Annotated in this window: 20 protein-coding genes and 1 tRNA gene; 15 read left to right on the top strand and 6 right to left on the bottom strand. The window is 41.9% G+C overall.

Annotated features, from left to right (window positions below; all coding sequences use genetic code 11):
- Positions 1-7 precede the first annotated feature (7 nt).
- The 10 genes from ACVW2L_RS10305 to tatA all read left to right on the top strand — a co-directional run bounded on the left by ACVW2L_RS10305 (position 8) and on the right by tatA (position 11,957).
- A complete protein-coding gene (locus ACVW2L_RS10305; RefSeq protein WP_457127878.1) occupies positions 8-3,526 on the top strand; it encodes a molybdopterin-dependent oxidoreductase in 3,519 nt (1,172 codons plus the stop codon).
- 3 nt (positions 3,527-3,529) lie between these two features.
- The gene (locus ACVW2L_RS10300; protein ID WP_457127877.1) at positions 3,530-4,966 is read left to right on the top strand and encodes a rubredoxin; all 1,437 of its coding nucleotides are present in this window, start codon (positions 3,530-3,532) and stop codon (positions 4,964-4,966) included.
- 247 nt (positions 4,967-5,213) lie between these two features.
- On the top strand, positions 5,214-5,480 hold the full coding sequence (locus ACVW2L_RS10295) for a DsbA family protein (RefSeq protein ID WP_457127876.1): 267 nt from the start codon (positions 5,214-5,216) through the stop codon (positions 5,478-5,480).
- The gene (locus ACVW2L_RS10290) at positions 5,452-5,919 is read left to right on the top strand and encodes a DsbA family oxidoreductase (protein WP_457127875.1); all 468 of its coding nucleotides are present in this window, start codon (positions 5,452-5,454) and stop codon (positions 5,917-5,919) included. Before ACVW2L_RS10295 ends, ACVW2L_RS10290 begins: the two co-directional genes overlap by 29 nt.
- A 59-nt stretch (positions 5,920-5,978) precedes the next feature.
- Positions 5,979-7,343, top strand: coding sequence for an exonuclease domain-containing protein (locus ACVW2L_RS10285; protein WP_457127874.1), 1,365 nt, complete (start codon positions 5,979-5,981; stop codon positions 7,341-7,343).
- Positions 7,344-7,668: 325 nt separating this feature from the next.
- Positions 7,669-8,070 carry a c-type cytochrome gene (locus tag ACVW2L_RS10280; RefSeq protein ID WP_457127873.1) on the top strand — a complete coding sequence of 134 codons (402 nt, stop codon included), beginning with the start codon at positions 7,669-7,671 and terminating at the stop codon, positions 8,068-8,070.
- Between the two features lie 148 nt (positions 8,071-8,218).
- Complete coding sequence (locus ACVW2L_RS10275) at positions 8,219-9,034, top strand: ThuA domain-containing protein (protein ID WP_457127872.1); 816 nt, start codon at positions 8,219-8,221, stop codon at positions 9,032-9,034.
- 44 nt (positions 9,035-9,078) lie between these two features.
- Positions 9,079-11,391: a DUF7133 domain-containing protein gene (locus ACVW2L_RS10270; protein WP_457127871.1), complete on the top strand. Its 2,313-nt coding sequence runs from the start codon at positions 9,079-9,081 to the stop codon at positions 11,389-11,391.
- 156 nt (positions 11,392-11,547) lie between these two features.
- Positions 11,548-11,766, top strand: coding sequence for a helix-turn-helix domain-containing protein (locus tag ACVW2L_RS10265; RefSeq protein ID WP_457127870.1), 219 nt, complete (start codon positions 11,548-11,550; stop codon positions 11,764-11,766).
- 29 nt (positions 11,767-11,795) lie between these two features.
- Positions 11,796-11,957, top strand: a complete 162-nt coding sequence (gene tatA / locus ACVW2L_RS10260; RefSeq protein ID WP_457127869.1) for a twin-arginine translocase TatA/TatE family subunit — start codon at positions 11,796-11,798, stop codon at positions 11,955-11,957.
- 172 nt (positions 11,958-12,129) lie between these two features.
- On the opposite strand, the gene ACVW2L_RS10255 is transcribed toward tatA, so the two are convergent.
- The 5 genes from ACVW2L_RS10255 to ACVW2L_RS10235 form a co-directional block, all read right to left on the bottom strand.
- Positions 12,130-12,915 carry an oxygenase MpaB family protein gene (locus ACVW2L_RS10255; RefSeq protein ID WP_457127868.1) on the bottom strand — a complete coding sequence of 262 codons (786 nt, stop codon included), beginning with the start codon at positions 12,913-12,915 and terminating at the stop codon, positions 12,130-12,132.
- Positions 12,885-13,367, bottom strand: coding sequence for a hypothetical protein (locus ACVW2L_RS10250; protein ID WP_457127867.1), 483 nt, complete (start codon positions 13,365-13,367; stop codon positions 12,885-12,887). Before ACVW2L_RS10250 ends, ACVW2L_RS10255 begins: the two co-directional genes overlap by 31 nt.
- On the bottom strand, positions 13,348-13,755 hold the full coding sequence (locus ACVW2L_RS10245) for a ribosomal maturation YjgA family protein (protein ID WP_457127866.1): 408 nt from the start codon (positions 13,753-13,755) through the stop codon (positions 13,348-13,350). The genes ACVW2L_RS10250 and ACVW2L_RS10245 overlap by 20 nt, the downstream gene beginning before the upstream one ends.
- A gap of 132 nt (positions 13,756-13,887) precedes the next feature.
- Positions 13,888-14,880 (bottom strand): acyltransferase family protein, encoded by a 993-nt coding sequence (locus tag ACVW2L_RS10240; RefSeq protein ID WP_457127865.1) that lies wholly within the window; start codon positions 14,878-14,880, stop codon positions 13,888-13,890.
- Positions 14,864-15,061, bottom strand: coding sequence for a hypothetical protein (locus ACVW2L_RS10235; RefSeq protein ID WP_457127864.1), 198 nt, complete (start codon positions 15,059-15,061; stop codon positions 14,864-14,866). Before ACVW2L_RS10235 ends, ACVW2L_RS10240 begins: the two co-directional genes overlap by 17 nt.
- A gap of 161 nt (positions 15,062-15,222) precedes the next feature.
- On the opposite strand from ACVW2L_RS10235, the gene ACVW2L_RS10230 reads away from it, so the two are divergent.
- From ACVW2L_RS10230 to obgE, 3 genes are all read left to right on the top strand, one after another.
- Positions 15,223-15,296, top strand: a tRNA-Arg gene (locus ACVW2L_RS10230).
- Between the two features lie 57 nt (positions 15,297-15,353).
- Positions 15,354-15,926: an adenylate kinase gene (locus tag ACVW2L_RS10225; protein WP_457127863.1), complete on the top strand. Its 573-nt coding sequence runs from the start codon at positions 15,354-15,356 to the stop codon at positions 15,924-15,926.
- 160 nt (positions 15,927-16,086) lie between these two features.
- The gene (obgE, locus tag ACVW2L_RS10220) at positions 16,087-17,088 is read left to right on the top strand and encodes a GTPase ObgE (RefSeq protein WP_457127862.1); all 1,002 of its coding nucleotides are present in this window, start codon (positions 16,087-16,089) and stop codon (positions 17,086-17,088) included.
- Here the strand turns inward: obgE and rlmH are convergent, their stop codons facing one another.
- Positions 17,089-17,559: a 23S rRNA (pseudouridine(1915)-N(3))-methyltransferase RlmH gene (rlmH, locus tag ACVW2L_RS10215; RefSeq protein ID WP_457127861.1), complete on the bottom strand. Its 471-nt coding sequence runs from the start codon at positions 17,557-17,559 to the stop codon at positions 17,089-17,091.
- A gap of 42 nt (positions 17,560-17,601) precedes the next feature.
- On the opposite strand from rlmH, the gene ACVW2L_RS10210 reads away from it, so the two are divergent.
- Both ACVW2L_RS10210 and ACVW2L_RS10205 read left to right on the top strand, forming a co-directional pair.
- A complete protein-coding gene (locus ACVW2L_RS10210) occupies positions 17,602-19,410 on the top strand; it encodes a MutS-related protein (RefSeq protein WP_457127860.1) in 1,809 nt (602 codons plus the stop codon).
- Positions 19,411-19,580: 170 nt separating this feature from the next.
- Positions 19,581-20,762 (top strand): asparagine synthetase B, encoded by a 1,182-nt coding sequence (locus ACVW2L_RS10205; RefSeq protein WP_457127859.1) that lies wholly within the window; start codon positions 19,581-19,583, stop codon positions 20,760-20,762.
- The last annotated feature ends 37 nt before the right edge of the window (positions 20,763-20,799 follow it).

Below are 20,799 nucleotides of genomic sequence, written 5' to 3'. Positions count from 1 at the left end.
AAAGCTCATGACGAGAAAGAACACCGAAAGTTTTACCTCTACCTGCTGCTACTGCGGGGTGGGCTGTGGTGTGCTTGTTAGTAAGGAAAAAAACGGCACCATTACCGTTGAAGGGGATAAGGCCCACCCGGTAAATATGGGCATGCTTTGCAGCAAGGGCATTAACCTGCACCATACCGTTAACGACAAAAGCGACAGATTGCTTTATCCGCAGATGCGGTATAATAAAAGTATGCCCATGCAGCGTGTAAGCTGGGATGATGCGCTTGACCGTGCTGCGGCAGTTTTTAAAACTTTTATTGATAAATACGGGCCGGATTCGGTAGCGTTTTACGCTTCGGGCCAGTGCCTTACCGAGGAATATTATGTACTGAATAAGCTGATGAAGGGTTTCATCGGCAGCAATAATATTGATACGAATTCGCGCCTGTGCATGAGCAGTGCAGTTGTGGGCTACAAAAAAGCCCTCGGCGAAGACAGCGTTCCGGTTTGTTATGATGATATCGAATTGGCCGATTGTTTTTATGTTACAGGAGCTAACCCCGCATGGTGCCACCCCATTTTATGGAGACGGGTTGAGGCACATAAAGCAGCTAACCCGAACATTAAGATCATTATTGTTGATCCTCGGGTTACTGATAGCGCAAGTATTGCTGATCTGCATTTGCAGATCAACCCGGGAACAGATATTACACTAAACCATGCCATTGGACGTGTGCTGATAGAGAACGGTGATATTGATCTTGATTTTATCACCAATCATGCTGAAGGATTTGAAGCATACAGCGAATTAGTATTTAGCAAAACGGTACATGAGTCGGCATTAATTTGCGGAGTTAGCGAAGCTGATATTCGTTTAGCCGCAAAATATATCGGCAATGCTAAAGGCTATATCTCTATGTGGACAATGGGGCTTAATCAAAGCGCTATCGGTGTAAATAAAAACCTGAGCCTTATAAATCTTAATTTGATCACCGGGCATATCGGTAAGCCGGGTTCGGGTCCGATGTCGTTAACCGGGCAACCCAACGCCATGGGCGGGCGCGAGGTGGGTGGTTTATCCAATTTGTTGCCTGCACACAGAGACCTGGCTAACCCGGTGCAACGCGAAGAAGTACAGAAATTTTGGGGCGGCGCAACCATTAATCCGCAAGCCGGTCTTTCTGCCACCGAGATGTTTGAGGCGCTGAATGATGGCCGCTTAAAAGCTATTTGGATATTGTGTACTAACCCAATGACCAGTTTGCCTAATGTACGCCTTGCAGAAGAGGCGCTTAAAAAGGCCAAGTTTGTGGTTGTGCAAGAGGTAACCGACAGATCAGAAAGTTTGGCTTATGCTGATGTAATATTGCCTGCTGCTGCCTGGGCCGAAAAGGAGGGCACAATGACCAATTCGGAGCGTCGCATAAGTTATCTCAATAAAATAATTGATGCGCCGGGCGAAGCTTTGCCCGATGCAGAGATAATTTGTCGCTTTGCGCAAAAAATGGGCTATAAGGGGTTTGATTTTAAAAATGCAGCAGCAATTTATGCTGAGCACGCTAAACTAACAGAGAAAACCAATATTGACATAAGCGGCTTGAATTATGATATTCTTAAGACGCGCAAAACGGTGCAATGGCCCTATAAAAAGAAAAGTCCGCTGCACGGTACGGCGCGTTTATTTACCGATAAGAAATTTTATACCCCATCCACCCGGGCTATTATTCATGCTGTGCCCGATGAGCTGACAAGCGAAATGCCCGACGCGCGTTTCCCATTTGTATTAACCACGGGCCGCATCCGCGATCAGTGGCATACAATGAGCAAAACAGGTAAGGTAAATAAGCTCAATCAGCATTATCCGGCTTCGTTTTTAGAGATCCATCCAATAGATGCACAAGCCTTGCAAATTAATGAGGGCGATGTCGCAATTATAACATCAAGAAGGGGCGAAGTGCAGGTTAAAGCCAAAATATCAACCCAAATAAAGCAGGGCGTTGTTTTTCTGCCAATGCATTGGGGTAAAGTATTAGGTAATGATTTGAACAGGGCAAATAACTTGACATCCGATCAGGTTGACCCGATGTCTAAAGAGCCTGATTTTAAATATTGTGCTGTAAGGGTAGAAAAATATAAAAAGCCTTTTCAGCGCATAGTTGTAATTGGTGCCGGCGCCGGCTCATATGGTTTTGTAAAATCATATAGAGAGTTAAATAAGGAAGATAAGATAACTGTTTTCAGTAAGGAGAATTTTCCGTTCTATAACCGCATTATGCTGCCTGATTACATAAGCGGCGAACAGAAGTGGGAGCAACTGGTAAAAATGACCGACGAAGAAGAGCCGGAATACAACATAAACCTGCTGCGCGGGGTAAGCATTGAAAAAATTGATCGCGCCAACAAAATAGTTACCGACTCACGAGGTGTTAAAACAGCTTATGACGTATTGTTGATGGCTACCGGCAGCAGGGCAGCGGTTCCGAGGAATGTGCCGCAGCTACCGGGTATTTTCACCATGCGTAACCGTACAGATGCCGATAACTTTAAAAAGCACGTGCCGCAAAATGGCCATGTTGTTGTGGTAGGTGGTGGTTTGCTGGGTCTGGAAATGGCTGCATCACTACGCGAAATGGGTATCAAGATCACCATCATTCAGCGCACGTCTCGGTTTTTGAACAGGCAGCTGGATGCATTGGGTAGCCAACTGCTTCATGAAGAAATGGCAGATCAGGGTTGTGATATTTATTACGACGACGAGATCCAGTTGTTTTACGGTCGTTCTAAATTAACAGGCGTTGGCTTAAAAAGCGGGCGCAAGCTTAACTGCGATGCCATAATACTGGCCATAGGCACTAATCCCAATTTTGAAATAGCTAAAGAAAGCGGTCTGGAATGCCGCCGTGGTGTAATTGTAAACGAACGCATGCAAACCAGCGATCCGGATATTTACGCGATTGGCGAGATTGCCGAGTTTGATGGTACCCTATACGGGATCTCAGCAGCAGCCGAGCAACAGGCAGGTGTAGTTGCAGCTTACATGAACGGTGACATAGCCAGCTATTACAAAGGTAGCCTGTTTATGAATATTATTAAGATCCACGGCTTTGATCTGTGCAGCATAGGCCTTTCAGAATGCCCTAACGATACTGAATACGAAGAAGTGGTGTTTATTGATAAGGCTAAACGCTACTATAAGAAATGCATTATTCACCAGGATAGACTGGTTGGAGCTATACTCATCGGCGACAAAAGCGAATTTTTAGAGTTTAGGGAACTAATAGCCAACAAGACAGAACTAAGCGAGAAACGCCTGCAACTGCTGCGCAGCGGAAAAGCCACCGAACCTGTGATAGGCAAATTGGTTTGCAGCTGTAATAATGTGGGCAGCGGCAACATTCAGAATAAAATTGAAGGGGGTTGCCATGGTTTGAAAGAGCTATGCTCGGTTACTGGTGCAGGAATGGGCTGCGGATCATGCAAGCCAGAGGTTAAGCGTTTGCTGGACGCGGCGCTTCAAAGCAATCTAATGGCTAAAGCGGGATAATGTATGGAGCATCTTATTAAAATAAACTTACCGGGAGGCTTTATATCAGCCGGCGATTTATATGAGATCTTACTGATTGCCGAAGCTGCGGGTGCTGATAATATCCGTTTTGGAAACCGGCAGCAACTGTATTTTAACATTGCTGCTGATAGGCTGGAGGACATGGAACTGGATATGCTGAAATCAGAGATCAGCTATGAGGTTGATGAGGATAGCCATCCTAATATCATTAGCTCCTATGTAGTAGATACTATTTTTAATCACTATGATGGCTGGCTGCGCGAGGGTGTATACAAAGATATTTTTGACGGTTTTGACCATCAGCCCAAGCTTAAGGTTAACCTGGTTGACAACAGCCAAACCTTTGTTCCGTTTTTTAGCGGGCATATCAACCTTATTGCTTCTAACACCAATAATTACTGGTTTACCTATATAAGGTTCCCTAAAACAGATCTGTTGTATTGTTTCCCTACACTGGTTTATTCGGAAGATATCCCTGCATTAGCTAAAGCTATTGAAGATACTATTTTGCAAAAGCGGGATTCGTTTTATAACCGGGCCACCGTTGACACGGACCTGTTTTACAAAATGGTCCAGAAGAAACTTAACATGGTTTTTAAGCAGGTAACCGAAGCTCTGAAACTTCCTGATTTTTACCTCCCTTATTACGAAGGGTTCAACAAATACAGCAATAAGTACTGGCTGGGTATTTATCGCCGTAACGAGCTTTTCTCGCTTAGCTTTTTAAAGGATGTTTGCCTGCTGTGCTTGAAAAGCCGTATTGGGCAGATCTATACCACGCCCTGGAAATCGCTTATCATAAAGGGTATTGACCCAACAGATCGCCCGCAGTGGGGTCTGATATTAAGCAAATACCATTTAAATGTACGCCATGCTGCTAACGAGCTCAACTGGCAGGTTGAAGATGTTTGCAAGGAAGGCCTTAAACTCAAATTGCAATTGGTACGACAATTTGAAGAGGCCGACCTGCGCACTTATCAGCTTTGCTTTGCCATTAAAACGCAGCCAAAAACAGGCTTGCAGGGGTCGATAATTATAAAGAAGGAGGGCGAGGACCTGTATACCATTTCGCATACGCGCGATTTTAACCCCAACTCGCGGGAAGAGATCACCTACGCGGCCGGAGTAGCGCAATTGGCGTTGACTGAGCATTTGGTATCGCTTTGTCACCATTTTCAAAATTTGCAGTGCGAAGCGATAGAGCCTGCGGAACTGCCTGCTAAAGCGACCCAACAAGAGGATAACCTGACAATTTACGAATGTAACTGCTGCCTTAGCCGCTACGACAAACAATACGGCGACCTGGCTAATGCTATAGCACCGGGTACTGATTTTGAAGAAATTGATACCTATAACTGCCCAGTCTGCGACGCACCAAAGAGTGAGTTTAGGCGTGTAAGCGTTTCACAAAATATGTAATACTCGCGAAACGATAGCAACACCATTATATGATAAGTGTCTGATTTTTAGATTGTTAATTTTTGTGATGAAACAATGTGAAACTACTTATTCGTCAGGAAAATTGACTGTAAAAGTTATATAACTAATTGATTATCAGGATTTTGAAATAAAACACTTTTTTTGCTGTTACGTGAAACACATATAATAGCCTTTAATTTTACTTTGCGCTTACCCCATTAAAAAGCGCCTTGAGTAAATTTGTATTATGAAAGTACAAATTTGGTCTGACGTGATGTGCCCGTTTTGCTACATAGGCAAACGCCGGTTTGAGCAAGCTTTGCAGCAGTTTGATGGCAAAGCAGATATTGAAGTGGAGTGGATGAGTTTTCAACTTAATCCGAATTTAAAAACCGATGCTTCCTTAAATGTAACGCAATACTTAGCTGATATTAAGGGTTGGACGATAGACCATGCCAGGCCAAATGAACAATCATGTTACCCAAATGGCTGCCGAGGTGGGGTTAACATATGATCTGGATAAGGCCATTGTAGCCAACAGCTTTGATGCCCACCGCTTTGCCCACCTGGCCAAGCAAAACGGCAAAGGCGAGGCAGCCGAAGAGGCCCTTTTTGATGCTTATTTTACAAAAAGGAAAAACATAGCCGACCATGATACACTCGCCGACTTGGGCGAAGCCATTGGCTTGGATAAAATTTTAGTTAAACAAACGCTAACGACAGAACAATACGCTACCGATGTTAATGCTGATGTAACGTTGGCCCAACGCTACGGAATAAGCGGTGTGCCGTTTTTTGTGGTTGATAACAAATACGGTATATCAGGCGCACAGGCAGTACCGGTTTTTTTGCAAACGCTGGAAAAAGCGTATGATGAATGGGCCGCGACCAATAAACCTGCCAAACTGGATGTTATCGAGGGCGATAGCTGCGAGGTGGGTGGTGATTGTTAAACTAAAAACCTTTTTTTATTTTAACTAAATTAATTAGCAAAACTTGCTAACTTTACGCTGTGTACGCCATAGTAGATATTGAGACAACAGGGGGGCATGCCAGTGCAAATGGTATTACCGAAATAGCCATTTGCCTGCACGATGGCAAAAAAGTAACGCAACGTTACAGCACGCTTGTAAATCCCCGCAGGGAAATACCTATTTATATAAGCGCGCTTACCGGCATTACCAACTATATGGTAGAACAGGCACCACCTTTTGAGGATGTAGCCGCAGATGTTTACCATATGCTTCACGGAAAGATCTTCGTGGCCCACAACGTTAATTTTGATTACTCGTTTGTGCGTTATCATTTGGCGCAGGCCGGGTATGAACTTACTTCTAATAAGCTTTGCACTGTTAGGTTGGGGCGCAAAATTTTGCCTGGCCACGCATCCTACAGTTTAGGGAGGCTGTGCCGCAGTTTAGGTATTGATAACGAAAGCCGCCACCGTGCTTTAGGTGACGCTGAAGCCACAGCAGAGTTATTTGGTATGATGCTGCGTGCCGACAGGGACGACCACATTAAAAAGGCCCTTAAGCAAAACTCAAAAGAACAGTTATTGCCACCGCATTTGCCAAAAGCAGATATAGAGGCGCTGCCGATGATGCCCGGCATATATTATTTTCATGACGATAGAGGCAAGGTGATATATGTAGGCAAAGCGCGGAATATAAAAAAGCGCGTTTGCAGTCATTTTACCGGTAATAACCCAGGTCCTCAGCGGCAGGAATTTTTGCGGAATATCCACCGGATAAGCTTTAAAGAATGCGGTACCGAACTGATAGCTTTTGTGTTGGAAGCAGTGGAGATAAAACGCCTTTGGCCCAAATATAACCGATCATTAAAACGTTTTGAGCATGCTTACGGCCTGTTTGTTTTTGAAGATCAGAGCGGCTATATGCGTTTAGCGGTTGATAAGCGGCGCAAATTCGCGCTGCAGCCTGTTTATACTTGTAACTCCATAAACGAGGGTTACAGCATTATCCATAGTCTTATTGATCAGTTTGAACTATGCCCTAAGCTGTGTTTTATACAGCGCAACAGCAATGCCTGCACCGGTAGTCATCCAGGCGCCTGTGCTTGCGAAGGTTTACAGGCCGTAGCCGAATATAACAATAGGGTTGCCGGCGCGATTGAGGGACTGCGCAATGCATTGCCAACCTTTGCTATTCGCGATGAAGGGCGCAACTATGATGAGCATAGCTGCATTTTGGTTGAGCGCGGGCAGTTTTATGGTATGGGCTATATTGCGCCGGGTTATCAAACTAATGATCTGCAGCAACTAAAAACCCAGCTTACTCCTTATCCGGGCAACGATTATATCCGCAATATGGTGATGAATTATGGCGAAAAATTTCCGGACAGGATGGTGGTTTTTTAAAGAAAACAGGTCTGCACTTGTTGTGATTGCAATCGATTGCTTGCTTTAAAATTAGTTTTTAGTAACAATTATACTACAGTGAAGTTTATTTTAGGGTGAATTAATGCTTCGTGTATCCTTTACATAGGCAGTGTGAGCCTTTTTGTTGCAATTATTTAACACTTTTTAAACTTTTGGTGCGTTTTAAAGTCAAAATAAGTAGCTAATAAGTTTTTGAGTAGGGGTGGCGGACTTGTTTTTGAACCCATATTATTTAAATTTGTTCGCTCAACCCACCGCAGTTTTAAATATTAATAAAACAATTAATTATATACACCAAAGGAAGATGAAGAGAACTATCGTATTAACAAGTTTTATATGTGCTATGCTTGTTGCTAATTATTCATTCGGTCAAACTACTAAAAAAACCACTACGGTTAAAAAGACCACTACAGTTACAAAAACAACAGTAGCAAAGCCAAGCGCTGCAGACCTTGTAATAGGCAAACAGGCGTTGTCAAAATCAGACTGTTTAGCTTGTCATAAAGAAGACACAAAGGTTATTGGCCCTGCTTATAATGATGTTGCAAAAAAATACGCGCCTACAGAAGCCAACTATGATATGTTGGTTAAAAAGGTAATAGCAGGTGGCTCTGGCAACTGGGGTACCGTAGCAATGTCGCCGCACCCATCATTGCCGCCGGCAGATGTAAAAAAAATGGTACAATACATATTGTCGCTTAACTAAATATTAAAAAAAGCTCTACCTTTAAATTAGGTAGGGCTTTTTTATTTTAATAAAAAAATAACTATTTGTGCTTCACGATCAGAGCACAAATTTTCTTGTTTTTTGATCGGCCGATTCATACAAAAACCAAATTATAAACCATTCCTAAATGATAAACTTTACAAAATATTACAGGCTTATCTGTAGCGTTTCGCTAATTGCCGCTATAGCTATCACCGCATCTTGTTCAAGCGCTAAAAAAGGTTCTTCTAAATCGAACAAGGTTTTGGTGTTTCACAAAATAGGCGTTAATGACAAGGGAGTACGTGCTTATCCGCATGCTTCAAGAATTCCCGGATCAATAGCTATTATGAAGTTAGGTACACAAAACAATTTTGTTGCCGATACTACCAGCGACGAAAACAAGTTTACTCCAGAGAATTTGAAGCAATACGCCGCGGTAATATTTATAAGTACTACCGGCGCTCATATTTTAAACGATGCGCATAAAGCGGCGTTTACATCATATATCCAACATGGTGGCGGGTACGTAGGTATACATGCAGCGTCGGATGGTGAATATGATTGGGCATGGTATGGAAAATTAGTTGGCGCTTACTTTAAAGCACACCCTCAAGGTACACCTACAGAAACAATTGATGTGGTTGATCGTACGTCGGCAGCTACCAAAATGTTACCTGCACGTTGGGAACGTAAAGATGAGTGGTATGCTTACAGGGCTTTGCCGCAAGATGTGCATGTTTTGTTAAACCTTGACGAGTCATCTGCTGCGCCTGAAGTTTACACCAGAAGTCCGCAAGCCAAAATGGGTGCTAACCATCCTTTAGCCTGGTGGCATGATTATGATGGCGGACGCGCGTTCTACACCGCCTTGGGCCACACAGATTCTTCTTATGAGGAGCCGCTTTTTCTGCAACACCTTTTAGCTGGTATAGAATATGCTATGGGCCGCAAAAAAATGTAATATTGATAACCCGAAAAACTAAAAACTAAATATAACCTGTAAGAATGAAAAATAACAACAAATGGCTTTTAGGTATAGCCTGCGTTTCGGCAGTGGCTTTTTATACCTGTAAGCCTGCTCAAAAGTATGCTACACAATACCCTGTAGAGCGCGATGCGGCAGGAAGGATAAAGGTGGATATGCACCCTGATCCTACACCGAAATCGCCTGAAGAAGAGATGAAGCACATTTACTTGCCGGCAGGTTACCACCTGCAATTGGTAGCATCTGAGCCAATGGTTAGTCAGCCGGTAGCCATAGCATGGGATGGTATGGGCAGAATGTACGTAGCGGAGTTGAATACCTATATGCTTGATGCTGATGGTACCGGCCAGCGTGACGAGAAATGTAGAATAAAACTTTTAGAAGATACTAATGGCGACGGCGTGATGGATAAAATGACCATTTACGTTGACAACATTATAATGCCAAGAACCTTACAGCCGCTTGATAATGGCCGCTTATTGGTAAGCCTTACCTGGACGAACGATGTATTCTGCTTTCAGGATACTAACGGCGACGGCGTGTCTGATAAAAGAACAACTGTTTATACCAGCCCGCAAGTTGGTAACAACAATAACCTTGAACACCAGAAAAGTGGTTTGATATGGAATTTGGATAATCGTATGTATGTAACATATGATGCTGTTCGTTACACCCTTCAAGGCGAAAAAGTAATAGGCGAAGAGATACAGGAAGGCGTACCACCGCAATGGGGTTTAACGCACGATGATTATGGCCGTTTGTTCTTTTCAAACGCGGGTGCTGAAGTACCTGCGCGCGATTTCCAACAGAATATCCATTACGGACAATTAGATACTAAAGATCAGTTTGACGCTGAATTTCAAGAAGTTTGGCCAATTGTAACTACGCCTGACGTTCAGGGTGGCCCAATTCGTTTGCGCCCTACAGACAGCACACTTAATCACTTTACAGCCGTTGCAGGTCAGTCAATCTATCGTGGTAACATGTTACCTAAAGATCTGTACGGAGACCTGTTAATTCCTGAACCTGTAGGTCGTATCATCCGTCGCGCTAAAGTTACCAATACCAATGGTAAAATTACTTTGCGTAACGCTTATGACAAACAAGAGTTTATTGCATCAACTGATATCAACTTCCGCCCTGTTAACACTGCAACAGGCCCGGATGGTAGCTTATATATCGTAGATATGTACCATGGTATTATCCAGGAAAGTAACTGGACTAGAAAAGGAACTTTCTTGCGCAATAAGATTGAAGACAAAGGACTGCAAAAGAATATAGGCCGTGGCCGTATCTACCGTTTGGTACATGACGATTACAAACCAAACTTTAAACAGAAATTTAACCTTTATACAGAAACGAGTGCACAGTTGGTGGCGCATTTAAGTAATATCAGCAATGGCTGGTGGAGAGATGAAGCACAGAAATTACTGGTAATCCGCAATGATAAATCAGTTGTTCCATCACTGCAAAAATTGGCTACTGATCCGGGTGTTAACCACCTTACCCGCATCCACGCATTGTGGACGCTGAACGGTATGGGATCATTAGATAACGCTACCTGGACAGCCGCTATGAAAGATAACGACGCCCGCGTTCGTAAAACTGTGGCATGGATAGGTGAGGATATGATGAAAGTTGATCCGAAAGCAATTGATCAACTGGCTACCATGATGAATGACCCGGATGCTGACGTTCGCTTCCAGTTAATGCTGAGCATGCGTTTTGTTGATTCTGATAAATCTAAAAAGATCATTGCTGATCTGATCAAGAATAATCCTAACGATCCGATGTTGGCGCTATCACAAAATTCAAGAGAAACCAAGCTTAAGGCCAAAGCAGAGCAAGCTGCACGTCAGGCAGCTTTAAGTGCTCAAAACGCTAAATTGGTTTCGCAAGGTCAAGTTATTTATAAGCAACTTTGCTTTACCTGCCATGGTGGCGATGGTAAGGGCGTTATTATTGGTGGTACTACCTCAACCGCTCCGGCGCTTGCAGGTAACCCCGATGTTAATGCATTTGGACCAGAGAAGCTGATCCGTACATTATTACATGGCTTAACAGGCCCTATCCGTGGCACTACTTACCCGGATGCTATGCCTGCTTTAGGTGGTAATGATGATGAATACATTGCATCAGTATTAAGCTATATCCGCAGCGACTTTGGCAACAAAGGAACAGTAGTTATACCTGAAGATGTTGCTACTGTTAGGAAAGCTACAGTAGCCAGAACAGCAAGCTACACTATGGCAGAATTAGATACGATCCGCCCTGTATTACGTGGAAGAGGTGGTTTTGGCGGCCCTGGTGGCCCTGCCGGACCTCCAAGATAGTATTTAAATAAGAACGATTTTAAAGGGAGCTTCTGGGAAAGAGGCTCCCTTTTTTGTGTATAAACTTTCTGTAAAATATAAATGAAAATAAAAAGCCGGTTTGAAAATCGCTAATGACTTTTTTGCGTAAGTAGGGTAATAACAGCACTACTACTAATGCAGCACTTAACAGAGAACATCCGCACAATAAGAGAAAAACTTGGCTATTCGCAGGAATATATGGCCATGAAATTGGGTATAGGCCAAAACGGCTACAGCAAAATAGAATTGGGTTATACCCGAATAACTGTTGATCGGTTATTTGAAATTGCAGGGATATTGAATACAGATGTAGTTGTTTTATTGCAACAGTCGCTGCTGAAGAAGGCGGTTTAAGTATATTAAATTTAATAAATTAACATATCATGGGAATAGGAGCACAAGAAATAATAATTATTCTGGTTATAGTATTACTGCTTTTCGGCGGTAAAAAAATACCTGAATTAATGCGTGGCATGGGTAAAGGACTTAAAGAATTTAAAGAAGCGCAAAACGAAACTCCTGCACCTGCAGAAGAGAAAATTTAGTAAAAAAGGAAACTGCGTCGGGAGCAATCCTATACGGCATATTATATAATTTGTGTTATTAGATTAACTGTTGTGTTTGGGTGTTTATTGGTTTAACTATATTCACATTATCTTATAACACTTGCGCCAAAACTATTATCCGCATTTGAAAATGCTTTTGATGCAGTACCTTTTATTTTATATCTAAACCTTTAATTTGCTCTTTATATGCTGATGGTAATAGGGCATTTCTGAAGAAACCATCAATGCCCGCCCGTCGCAATAGTTTATAAATGTCTATAACCGGCGCCGTCCAGAACATTTTTTTTAGATTCAGTAAACTATTTACATGTGCCGGCACCAAAATATCCTGCACCTGTAATACTATCTGATACCTGAAAGCGCCGAGGTGTTTTTTGTATTGTTTATACAGATCGGCAGTAAAGTTGCTATAAATCATGTTTTGTTTAAGCGATGTATCGCGCATTACATACCACTCGGTGATATTTGCGGGTAATCCATCTATTTGCATCCTTTTTCCCATCCGGTTAAATACATCAAATACTTCGTCTTTTTCTGCGTTGGTTAATGGTCTGTTAATCAATTCAAATGATCGTATGCTGTAATCTATCAGCATAAATAACACATCACGGTAGGCCCAATCGGGTATAGTGGCACCCCGGTTTTGTTCTACACCTTTATGTATAGCTGTTATCTTATCAATAGCATGCAGGGCTGTGGCTTCGTCAGCAAAAATTATCAAACGCGAGTAAGTAATAGTTGAGAACAACCGCCCCAGCGGGTCGGCAGGCAGTTTGCCGGTAAAGTACAGCCAGTCTACCGCCTTGTTTAAGGCAAATTCGGCAGCTGCACCGGCAAAAATGAACAGTGTAGTATCTGCTCGGCCCCAAATTTGGCGAACGATAGAGTTTTTAGCCACAAAAGTTTTCATGCTGATGCCTCCATTTGTTTTATCCATTTATGGCAAGGCAACAATACAGCCAAAGTGATAACCCCGAATGAACAATCTATGCATTGCCAAAAAAATGGTAGTCCACGCACGCTTCCTGCAATAAATGCTAATGGAAATATGAGCACTGCCCCGATTATACCAAACTGAACCACCCAAATGTTGCGCACAGGACTCCTAAGCGGGCCGATAAACAGTATCGCTAACATAATATGTGCAAAAGCCAGCCAGTCCGTTCCATAACTAATAAATGGATAACGTGTATTCGTGTCTTTAACCGCCAGGTACACTTTATCAAGCCATAGACTTAAGTCAGACGAACCATTTGCCTGATGCTTTACAAAGAATGCTAACTGGGTTTCAATAGGAAAGGCAGTAATTCCACTTATAAACAGGCCAATTATTACTATCCATATGCACAATCTTACACGGCTGCGGTTATTATTTATTTGAGCTTCCATCTGTTCCTTCTAAATTTTGATCAGTTCTTTTGAAATAGATCTCTGTGCCAATAATTACCAATGTACCCAGGGCGTACATTACAATGTCGGTAAAGGAGAAAAGGGTACCAAGCACTGTTGTTGCTGTAGACGAGCGGCCCAGGCCAAGCATTTGCACTAAATGGAAGTACTGCGAAACTTCTATTAAACAGGCGAAGAAAAATACGGCAATGGCTGTTTTTATAGGTGCTGAGTTTATAAAAGCTTTTACAGCGCAATAGATCAGTATTACAACCAGCAGATCGCCAAAGTAGGGGCGAATAAAGGCGTCATCCATATAAATTGCTATTGCAGTTTCAATAAAAAATAAAGCAGCTGCAAGTAAAAAGTAGATCAAATTAAATTTCATATAAAAGTACTTTGTTTTGCAAAGTAATTATAAATTTTATTAATTTGCAAGTGTTTGGCGAATAATAGTTATGTACGCTGAGGAGATCGCAAAAGTTATTTTTAAACGCTACGCTAAGCAGCTATTGATCGCTCAATAAACAGTTGGCTTTTCAGCCGGTATTTTTTTGCGAGTTATAACTACCGATTTTGAAAGCTTTAGCGCCGGTTTTTCAATAACCAGGTATATCAAATAAGCAGCTGGAATAACCGTTGCGGTAAATATAGCGCATAGTACCAAAGGCGATAAAGCATAGTTAGCTAATAAATGTTTCAGAAAATCCATTACCGGTATGTGTACCAGGTATATCGAGTATGATATTGTCCCTAAAAAGAAGGTCACAGGTTCGCGTTTTTGGGGCTTGACAAACAATATGGCTAGTACGGTAAAAAACGGTATCAAGCCACTTATAATTGATTTAAAGCTGCATATCAATAATGTAAGGGTTATAAGCGCCACAAAAAAATACCTGCGTTTTATCAGTTCCGAATAACTAATAAATGCCAAATAGCCAAAAACAAACAAGTATAAATAGGGGGCTATGTACCCAGTAGTAGTGAAGCGAAGGCAATAGCAACTAAGCAATAATAGCAGAGCGATAACTACGTATTTATTAGCTTTAATCAGCAAAGGAAATAACAATCCTAACAGTAAATAAAATTGAAACTCAATAGCCAGCGTCCAGTATACGGTTGTAAACCACCTTTGCCCGCTTATAAAGGGAATCAGGTAAGTAATATGATAAAACAACGTATCCGGCTCTATAGCGCTTAATGGGTAATATCCTATGGTGAAAAGCAAAATAATGGAAAACCAATAAGGCGGGTCTACCCGTAGGCTTCTCTTTAAGATAAAATTAAAATAGCCTTTAATCTCGTAACCTTTTCTGTATAAAGAAAGTGGTAAAATAAAGCCTGATATAACGAAGAAAATTGTTACACCCTGATTGCCGCTTTTAATTATGTAATCAATAAACTTGTTGACAGAAAGACCGGTGTTTAATTGAAAATGTAATACGCAAACGCCTAAAGCCGCAATAGCGCGTAAATACACTACGCTTGTAACAGTGTTATCCTTTACGATCATATTGAGTGGCAATATACGCAGACCTGAAACTTACTATAGCTAAACTATCAACCTTAAGAACAACCATTAAAATAGAAACGCCCCTTATACCATTTAATGAAGGGTACGTTTTTTGATCAAGTACTTCAGGTATTTCTTCAATTTCAGAAAACAAACTTTTTACCCTTTTATACTTCACCATAGCGATTAATTCGGCGAAAATAAAGGTATGAATTAATTGACGAGAGAAATTATAGTATTGTTTTTTTTAAATAAAATGTGATGTTTTAAAAAGATATTCTATCTTTGCAGTCCGTAAAAAAATGGAATTATTCCCTTTTTTATGTTGAAAATTAAATAAAAGCATTTGTAGCTCAATTGGATAGAGCATCTCACTACGGATGAGAAGGTTTGGGGTTCGAATCCCTACAAGTGCACTGAGAACAAAGCCTTTCTGTGTCAACCTTAGAAAGGCTTTTAATTTTAAAATAAGCATGCTCAACTTAGTACTATTTGGCCCTCCCGGGGCTGGTAAAGGCACCCAATCACAAAAACTTATTGAAAAATATGGGCTTATCCATCTTTCAACCGGCGATTTGTTGCGTGGCGAAATATCGCAAGGTACCAGCTTGGGTTTGGAGGCTAAAAAGCTAATGGATGAGGGAATGCTGGTTCCTGATGCGGTGGTTATCGGTATGATCAGTAATAAACTTGACTCCAACAAAAACGCTAAAGGGTTTATTTTTGATGGTTTCCCGCGTACTACAGCACAGGCGGAAGCGCTGGATGCGTTGTTAAGTAGCAAGCAATCGTCAATAACAGGTATGATCGCGCTTCAAGTTAACGATGATGAGTTAGAGAAAAGGTTGTTATTAAGAGGAAAAGATTCAGGTCGCCCTGATGACGCTAATCCGGAGATCATCCGCAAAAGAATAAAAGAATACAACGATAAAACTACACCAGTTGCCGAATACTATAAGGCACAAAATAAATTTACCGGTATAAACGGTATCGGCACAATCGATGAAATAGCTGCTGCTATCGATGCGATAATTGCCGGTTATTAATATTTCGGATTTCGGATGTTCAATTTCGGACTTACCGGTATTTGTATTTCGAATTTCGGATGTTCGCTTTCGAATTTGCGATAAAAAATCAAAATGGATGCTGGTTTGTTAATTACCAGGCACACATTCGAAATTCGAAATCTAAAATCCGAAATCAAAAATGTCTCAAGGTTCAAATTTTGTTGATTACGTAAAAATATGCTGCCGGTCTGGCCATGGCGGGGCTGGCTCTGCACATTTGCACCGCGATAAACATACCGCAACCGGCGGACCTGATGGTGGCGACGGTGGAAGAGGCGGCCATGTTATAGTTAAAGGAAATGCCCAGCTTTGGACACTATTGCACCTCAAATTCAGAAAGCACGTTATTGCAGGTGATGGCGACCGTGGCGGCAGTAGCTTATCCAGCGGTAAAACCGGCCGCGATGAAATATTGGAAGTGCCTTTGGGTACTATTGCCCGTAGCGCCGAAACCGGAGAGATATTGTTTGAAATAAATGAAGACGGCGAGACGCGCATATTAACAGATGGCGGTCGTGGCGGATTAGGTAACTGGCACTTTAAAACACCTACGCTGCAAACACCCCGCTTTGCCCAACCCGGCGAGCCCGGTAAAGAAGACTGGAACATTCTTGAATTGAAGCTTTTGGCTGATGTTGGTTTAGTGGGCTTCCCTAACGCCGGAAAATCAACACTGCTTTCGGTTGTATCTGCAGCTAAGCCAGAAATTGCCGACTATGCTTTTACTACCCTGGTACCTAATTTAGGCATTGTTGCTTACCGTGGTAACCGTTCATTTGTAATGGCCGATATTCCTGGAATAATTGAAGGAGCATCCACCGGCAAAGGCCTGGGCATACGTTTTCTTAAACACATTGAACGCAACGCCGTGTTGTTGTTTATGGTTCCGGCTGATACTACCCGTTCTATTAAACAAGAGTTTGACATTTTATTGAGGGAGTTGAACGAGTACAACCCTGAGTTAATGCACAAACCACGTGTTTTGGCAATTACCAAGGCAGATATGTTGGACGAGGAGCTGATGGAAGAAATGAAAAAAGAAGTGCCGACGGATATTCCTTCAGTTTTTATATCATCGGTAGCGCAAAAAAATATTGATCAGTTGAAAGACTTGCTTTGGGTCGAGATAAACAAACAATAATTACTCGTGGTGATAAGGCTCGCCCTTTAAAATGGTGAATGCCCTATATAAAGCTTCTGTAAAGAACAGGCGTATCATTTGATGAGAGAGGGTCATACGGGATAAAGAAAGCTTATCATTTGCCCTCGCATACACTGATTGATCAAATCCATAAGGCCCACCCACTATAAATACCAGATCTGCGGCTGCATGCGCCCGCTTTTCTAAATAACCGGCAAACTGTTTTGATGATAGTTCTGCACCGCGCTCATCCAGCAGAATAACATAATCTGTAGCGGTTATTTTTTTCAGTAACAATTCAGCTTCTTTAGTCTTCTGCTGATCCTGCGTTAAAGATTTGGTGTTTTTTAGCTCAGGCACCTCTACCACTTCCAATTTGGTGTAGTGTTTAAGGCGCTTAACGTATTTATCAATACCTTCTTTTAAATACTCATCTTCAGTTTTGCCGATAACAAGGAATGTGATCTTCATAGCGCTAAATTAAAATATAAGTGCTTATTTAGCCTCAGATTTATGGAAGATATAATTAACAATTACCAAAGCTACGCTTTGGCCGCCGCTGCGGAGGCCAGCCGTTATAAAAAACTTGCCGACCAGTACTCGCTTATGCGTTTGGGGGTGTTTTTCCTCATGGCTTTGTCTGTTTATTTAGGTATAGAGCTTAATGACTTTTCCATCATCGCCATATGTTTTGTAGTGCTTTTGTTATGTTTTGCAGCGTTAGTTAAGCGCCAAAGCATTTATGAGCAAAAAAGAAAATACTATACTGATTTGGAGCGTGTTAACAACAACGAGATAACCTGCATGCGCGATGGCAGTAATCTTTACAACAATGGTGCTCGATATAATAATGAAAAACATTTTTATACCTCTGATCTGGACATTTTTGGCAATGCATCATTATTTAGCCTGGTTAACAGGGCAGCAACCTCTTTGGGAAACGACAAATTAGCTGCCTGGCTGAATGCTCCGGCTAATCGCGATGCAATTTTGTTACGGCAGCAAGCCGCGGAGGAAATTGCCGGTAAAGGACAGTGGAAACCCGAATTGCAAACCTTGTTATTGTTTGCCAATGGTACTGATATTAACCGCTTTCAGCATTTATTCAATTATCTTAAAAGCCCCTTGAACATTCCCGGGGAAAAAGCGCTGTCTAAGTACATTACAATAGCGCCAATATTGTTAACCGTGGTAATTGTTGGGGCGTTTTTCAGTCCGGTTTTTAAATTATTGACACTTTTTTTGGTAGCGGCTAACTTGAGTATCGTAGCATCACGAGGCAGTTATATCATGAAATCGGGTTTTATTGCCGATAAAATAAGTGATGTTTTAGCTGCGTATGCCGTAGCTTTTAATAAGATTGAAGCAGAAAAATGGGACGCTGATTTGAATAAGGAACTGGCGGGCCGGATAATTGAAAAGCAAACATCAAAAAACATAGCTCAACTATCCCAACTTATTCATAAGCTTGGTTACAACCTGGTAATGATAGTAAACTTTGTGCTTAATATCTTTTTTCTGTGGGCACTTAAGCAGGTAATAGCTATTGAAAAATGGAAGCGCGATAATTACCACGACCTTGAAGATGCCTTTGATGTTATAGCAGAATTTGAGGCGCTATACAGTATTGCCGGCTTGCGCATCAACTACCAGGAATGGGCTATACCGCAGATTGCTGACGGCGAGGGCTACACCGTAACTAGTAAGGCGCTGGCGCATCCGCTTATTAAGGCATCAGGCCGTGTAGAGAATGATTATGAATTAACCGATACCTTTAAGGTAGACATTATAACGGGCTCAAATATGGCGGGAAAAAGCACATTTTTACGCACAGTAGGTATTAACAGTGTACTTGCACTATGTGGTGCGCCTGTGTGCGCCGAAAGTATGACCGTATCGGTAATTACATTGGTGAGTTATATGCGTATCAAAGATTCGCTAAACGAAAGCACCTCAACCTTTAAGGCCGAGCTTGATCGTTTACAAATGCTGCTGGCCGCGGTTGAAAACGAGCCCAAAGTTTTCTTTTTAATAGACGAAATGCTGCGGGGCACCAATTCTGTAGATAAATATTTAGGCTCAAAAGCAGTAATAGAGCAACTAATTAAAAAGAAAGGTGTGGGCATGGTTGCTACGCACGATCTGCAAATTGCCAGGTTGGAAGATAAGTACCCTGACTACGTGCGTAACTTCTATTTTGATATACAAATAAGTAACGGGCAAATGCTTTTTGATTACAAATTGAAGCTCGGCGAATGCAAAACTTTTAACGCCAGTTTGCTGCTAAAACAGATAGGTATTGATGTAAATACAACCGACTGAGCTTTGTAAAACTTTTGTTGCCCTAACAGCTTCATATATTGTTTGTTATATTTGTTATAGCAACACTGCTGAATTCAATCGCGATAAATATGAGGCGGATCAAGAAGTTATTGATTTTTACTTTACTGCTTTTACCAATTATAAGCAAGGCGAATTCAATTTTGCTACCTATGGACGAGGCGCAGAAAGAGCATCTTAAAGCTTATGGTATTGCGTTTTGGGTTTTAAAAGCTGATAAGGAGGTACAGTGGCTGCTTAATTATCGTGCAGGCAGCTTTTTAATTGAATACAGCAAAGCTTTAGAAGACGAGTGCAAAATACGTGGTGTAAGCTATGAGGTGGTAAGCGATGCCAGCGTAAGCACAATTATGGCTACCATAAATGATCCATCGGTAAATATGGATGTGGTTAAGCTGCAAAAGGCACCCAGAGTTGCTGTTTATTCGCCTAAGGATAAAGGGCCGTTAGAAGACGCAGTTGACCTTGTACTTAAGTATGCCGAAATACCATTTGATTATATTTACGATGAAGGTATTTTAAAAGGCGACCTGCCTAAATATGATTGGCTGCACCTGCATCATGAGGATTTTACAGGCCAGTTTAGCAAATTTGGTAACGGGTTTGGCAATTACGAATGGAATTTGCGTAACCGGCAGATGCAGGAGGAAGTAGCAAAGAAATTTGGATACAGCAAAGTATCAAAAATGAAACTGGCGGTGGCAGAGCGTATCAGAGATTTTACTGCAGGCGGCGGATTTTTGTTTGCCATGTGTTCCGGAGCGGATAGTTTTGACATAGCCTTAGCCGCCCATAATACTGATATTGTTGATAGTGAATATGACGGTGATCCTATCGACGATAACGCACAGGCCAAATTGGATTTTACTCAAACTTTCGCATTTCAGAATTTTACACTGCAGCTTGGCCCGCGGGCGCGTAAGTTCAGCAATATAGACACCCGTACCTTGAACAGGGTTCCAATGGCTACAGACTTTTTTACACTATTTGATTTTTCGGCCAAATGGGATATAGTACCGAGTATGCTTACCCAGGATCATGAGCGGGTTTTGAAAGGTTTTATAGGCTTAGCCACAGCTTTTGATAAAGATTTGCTAAAGCCCGGCGTTACCATTATGGGTGAACAGAAAACCGAAGGTGAAGCACGCTATATACATGGCGAATACGGCAAAGGGCAATGGACATTTTACGGAGGCCATGACCCCGAGGATTACCAGCATTCGCCCGGTTCTCCACAAACCGATCTTAAATTGCATCCCAACTCGCCCGGTTACCGGTTAATATTGAATAATGTATTATTCCCAGCGGCTAAGAAGAAGAAGCAGAAAACCTGATAACTAGGGCTAATAGTTTCTTTTTTGTGATTAAAGT

The sequence above is a fragment of the Mucilaginibacter sp. HD30 genome (assembly GCF_054061755.1).
The sequence above is the reverse complement of the archived record's forward strand: the minus strand, read 5'-3'. Positions and strand labels throughout refer to the sequence as shown.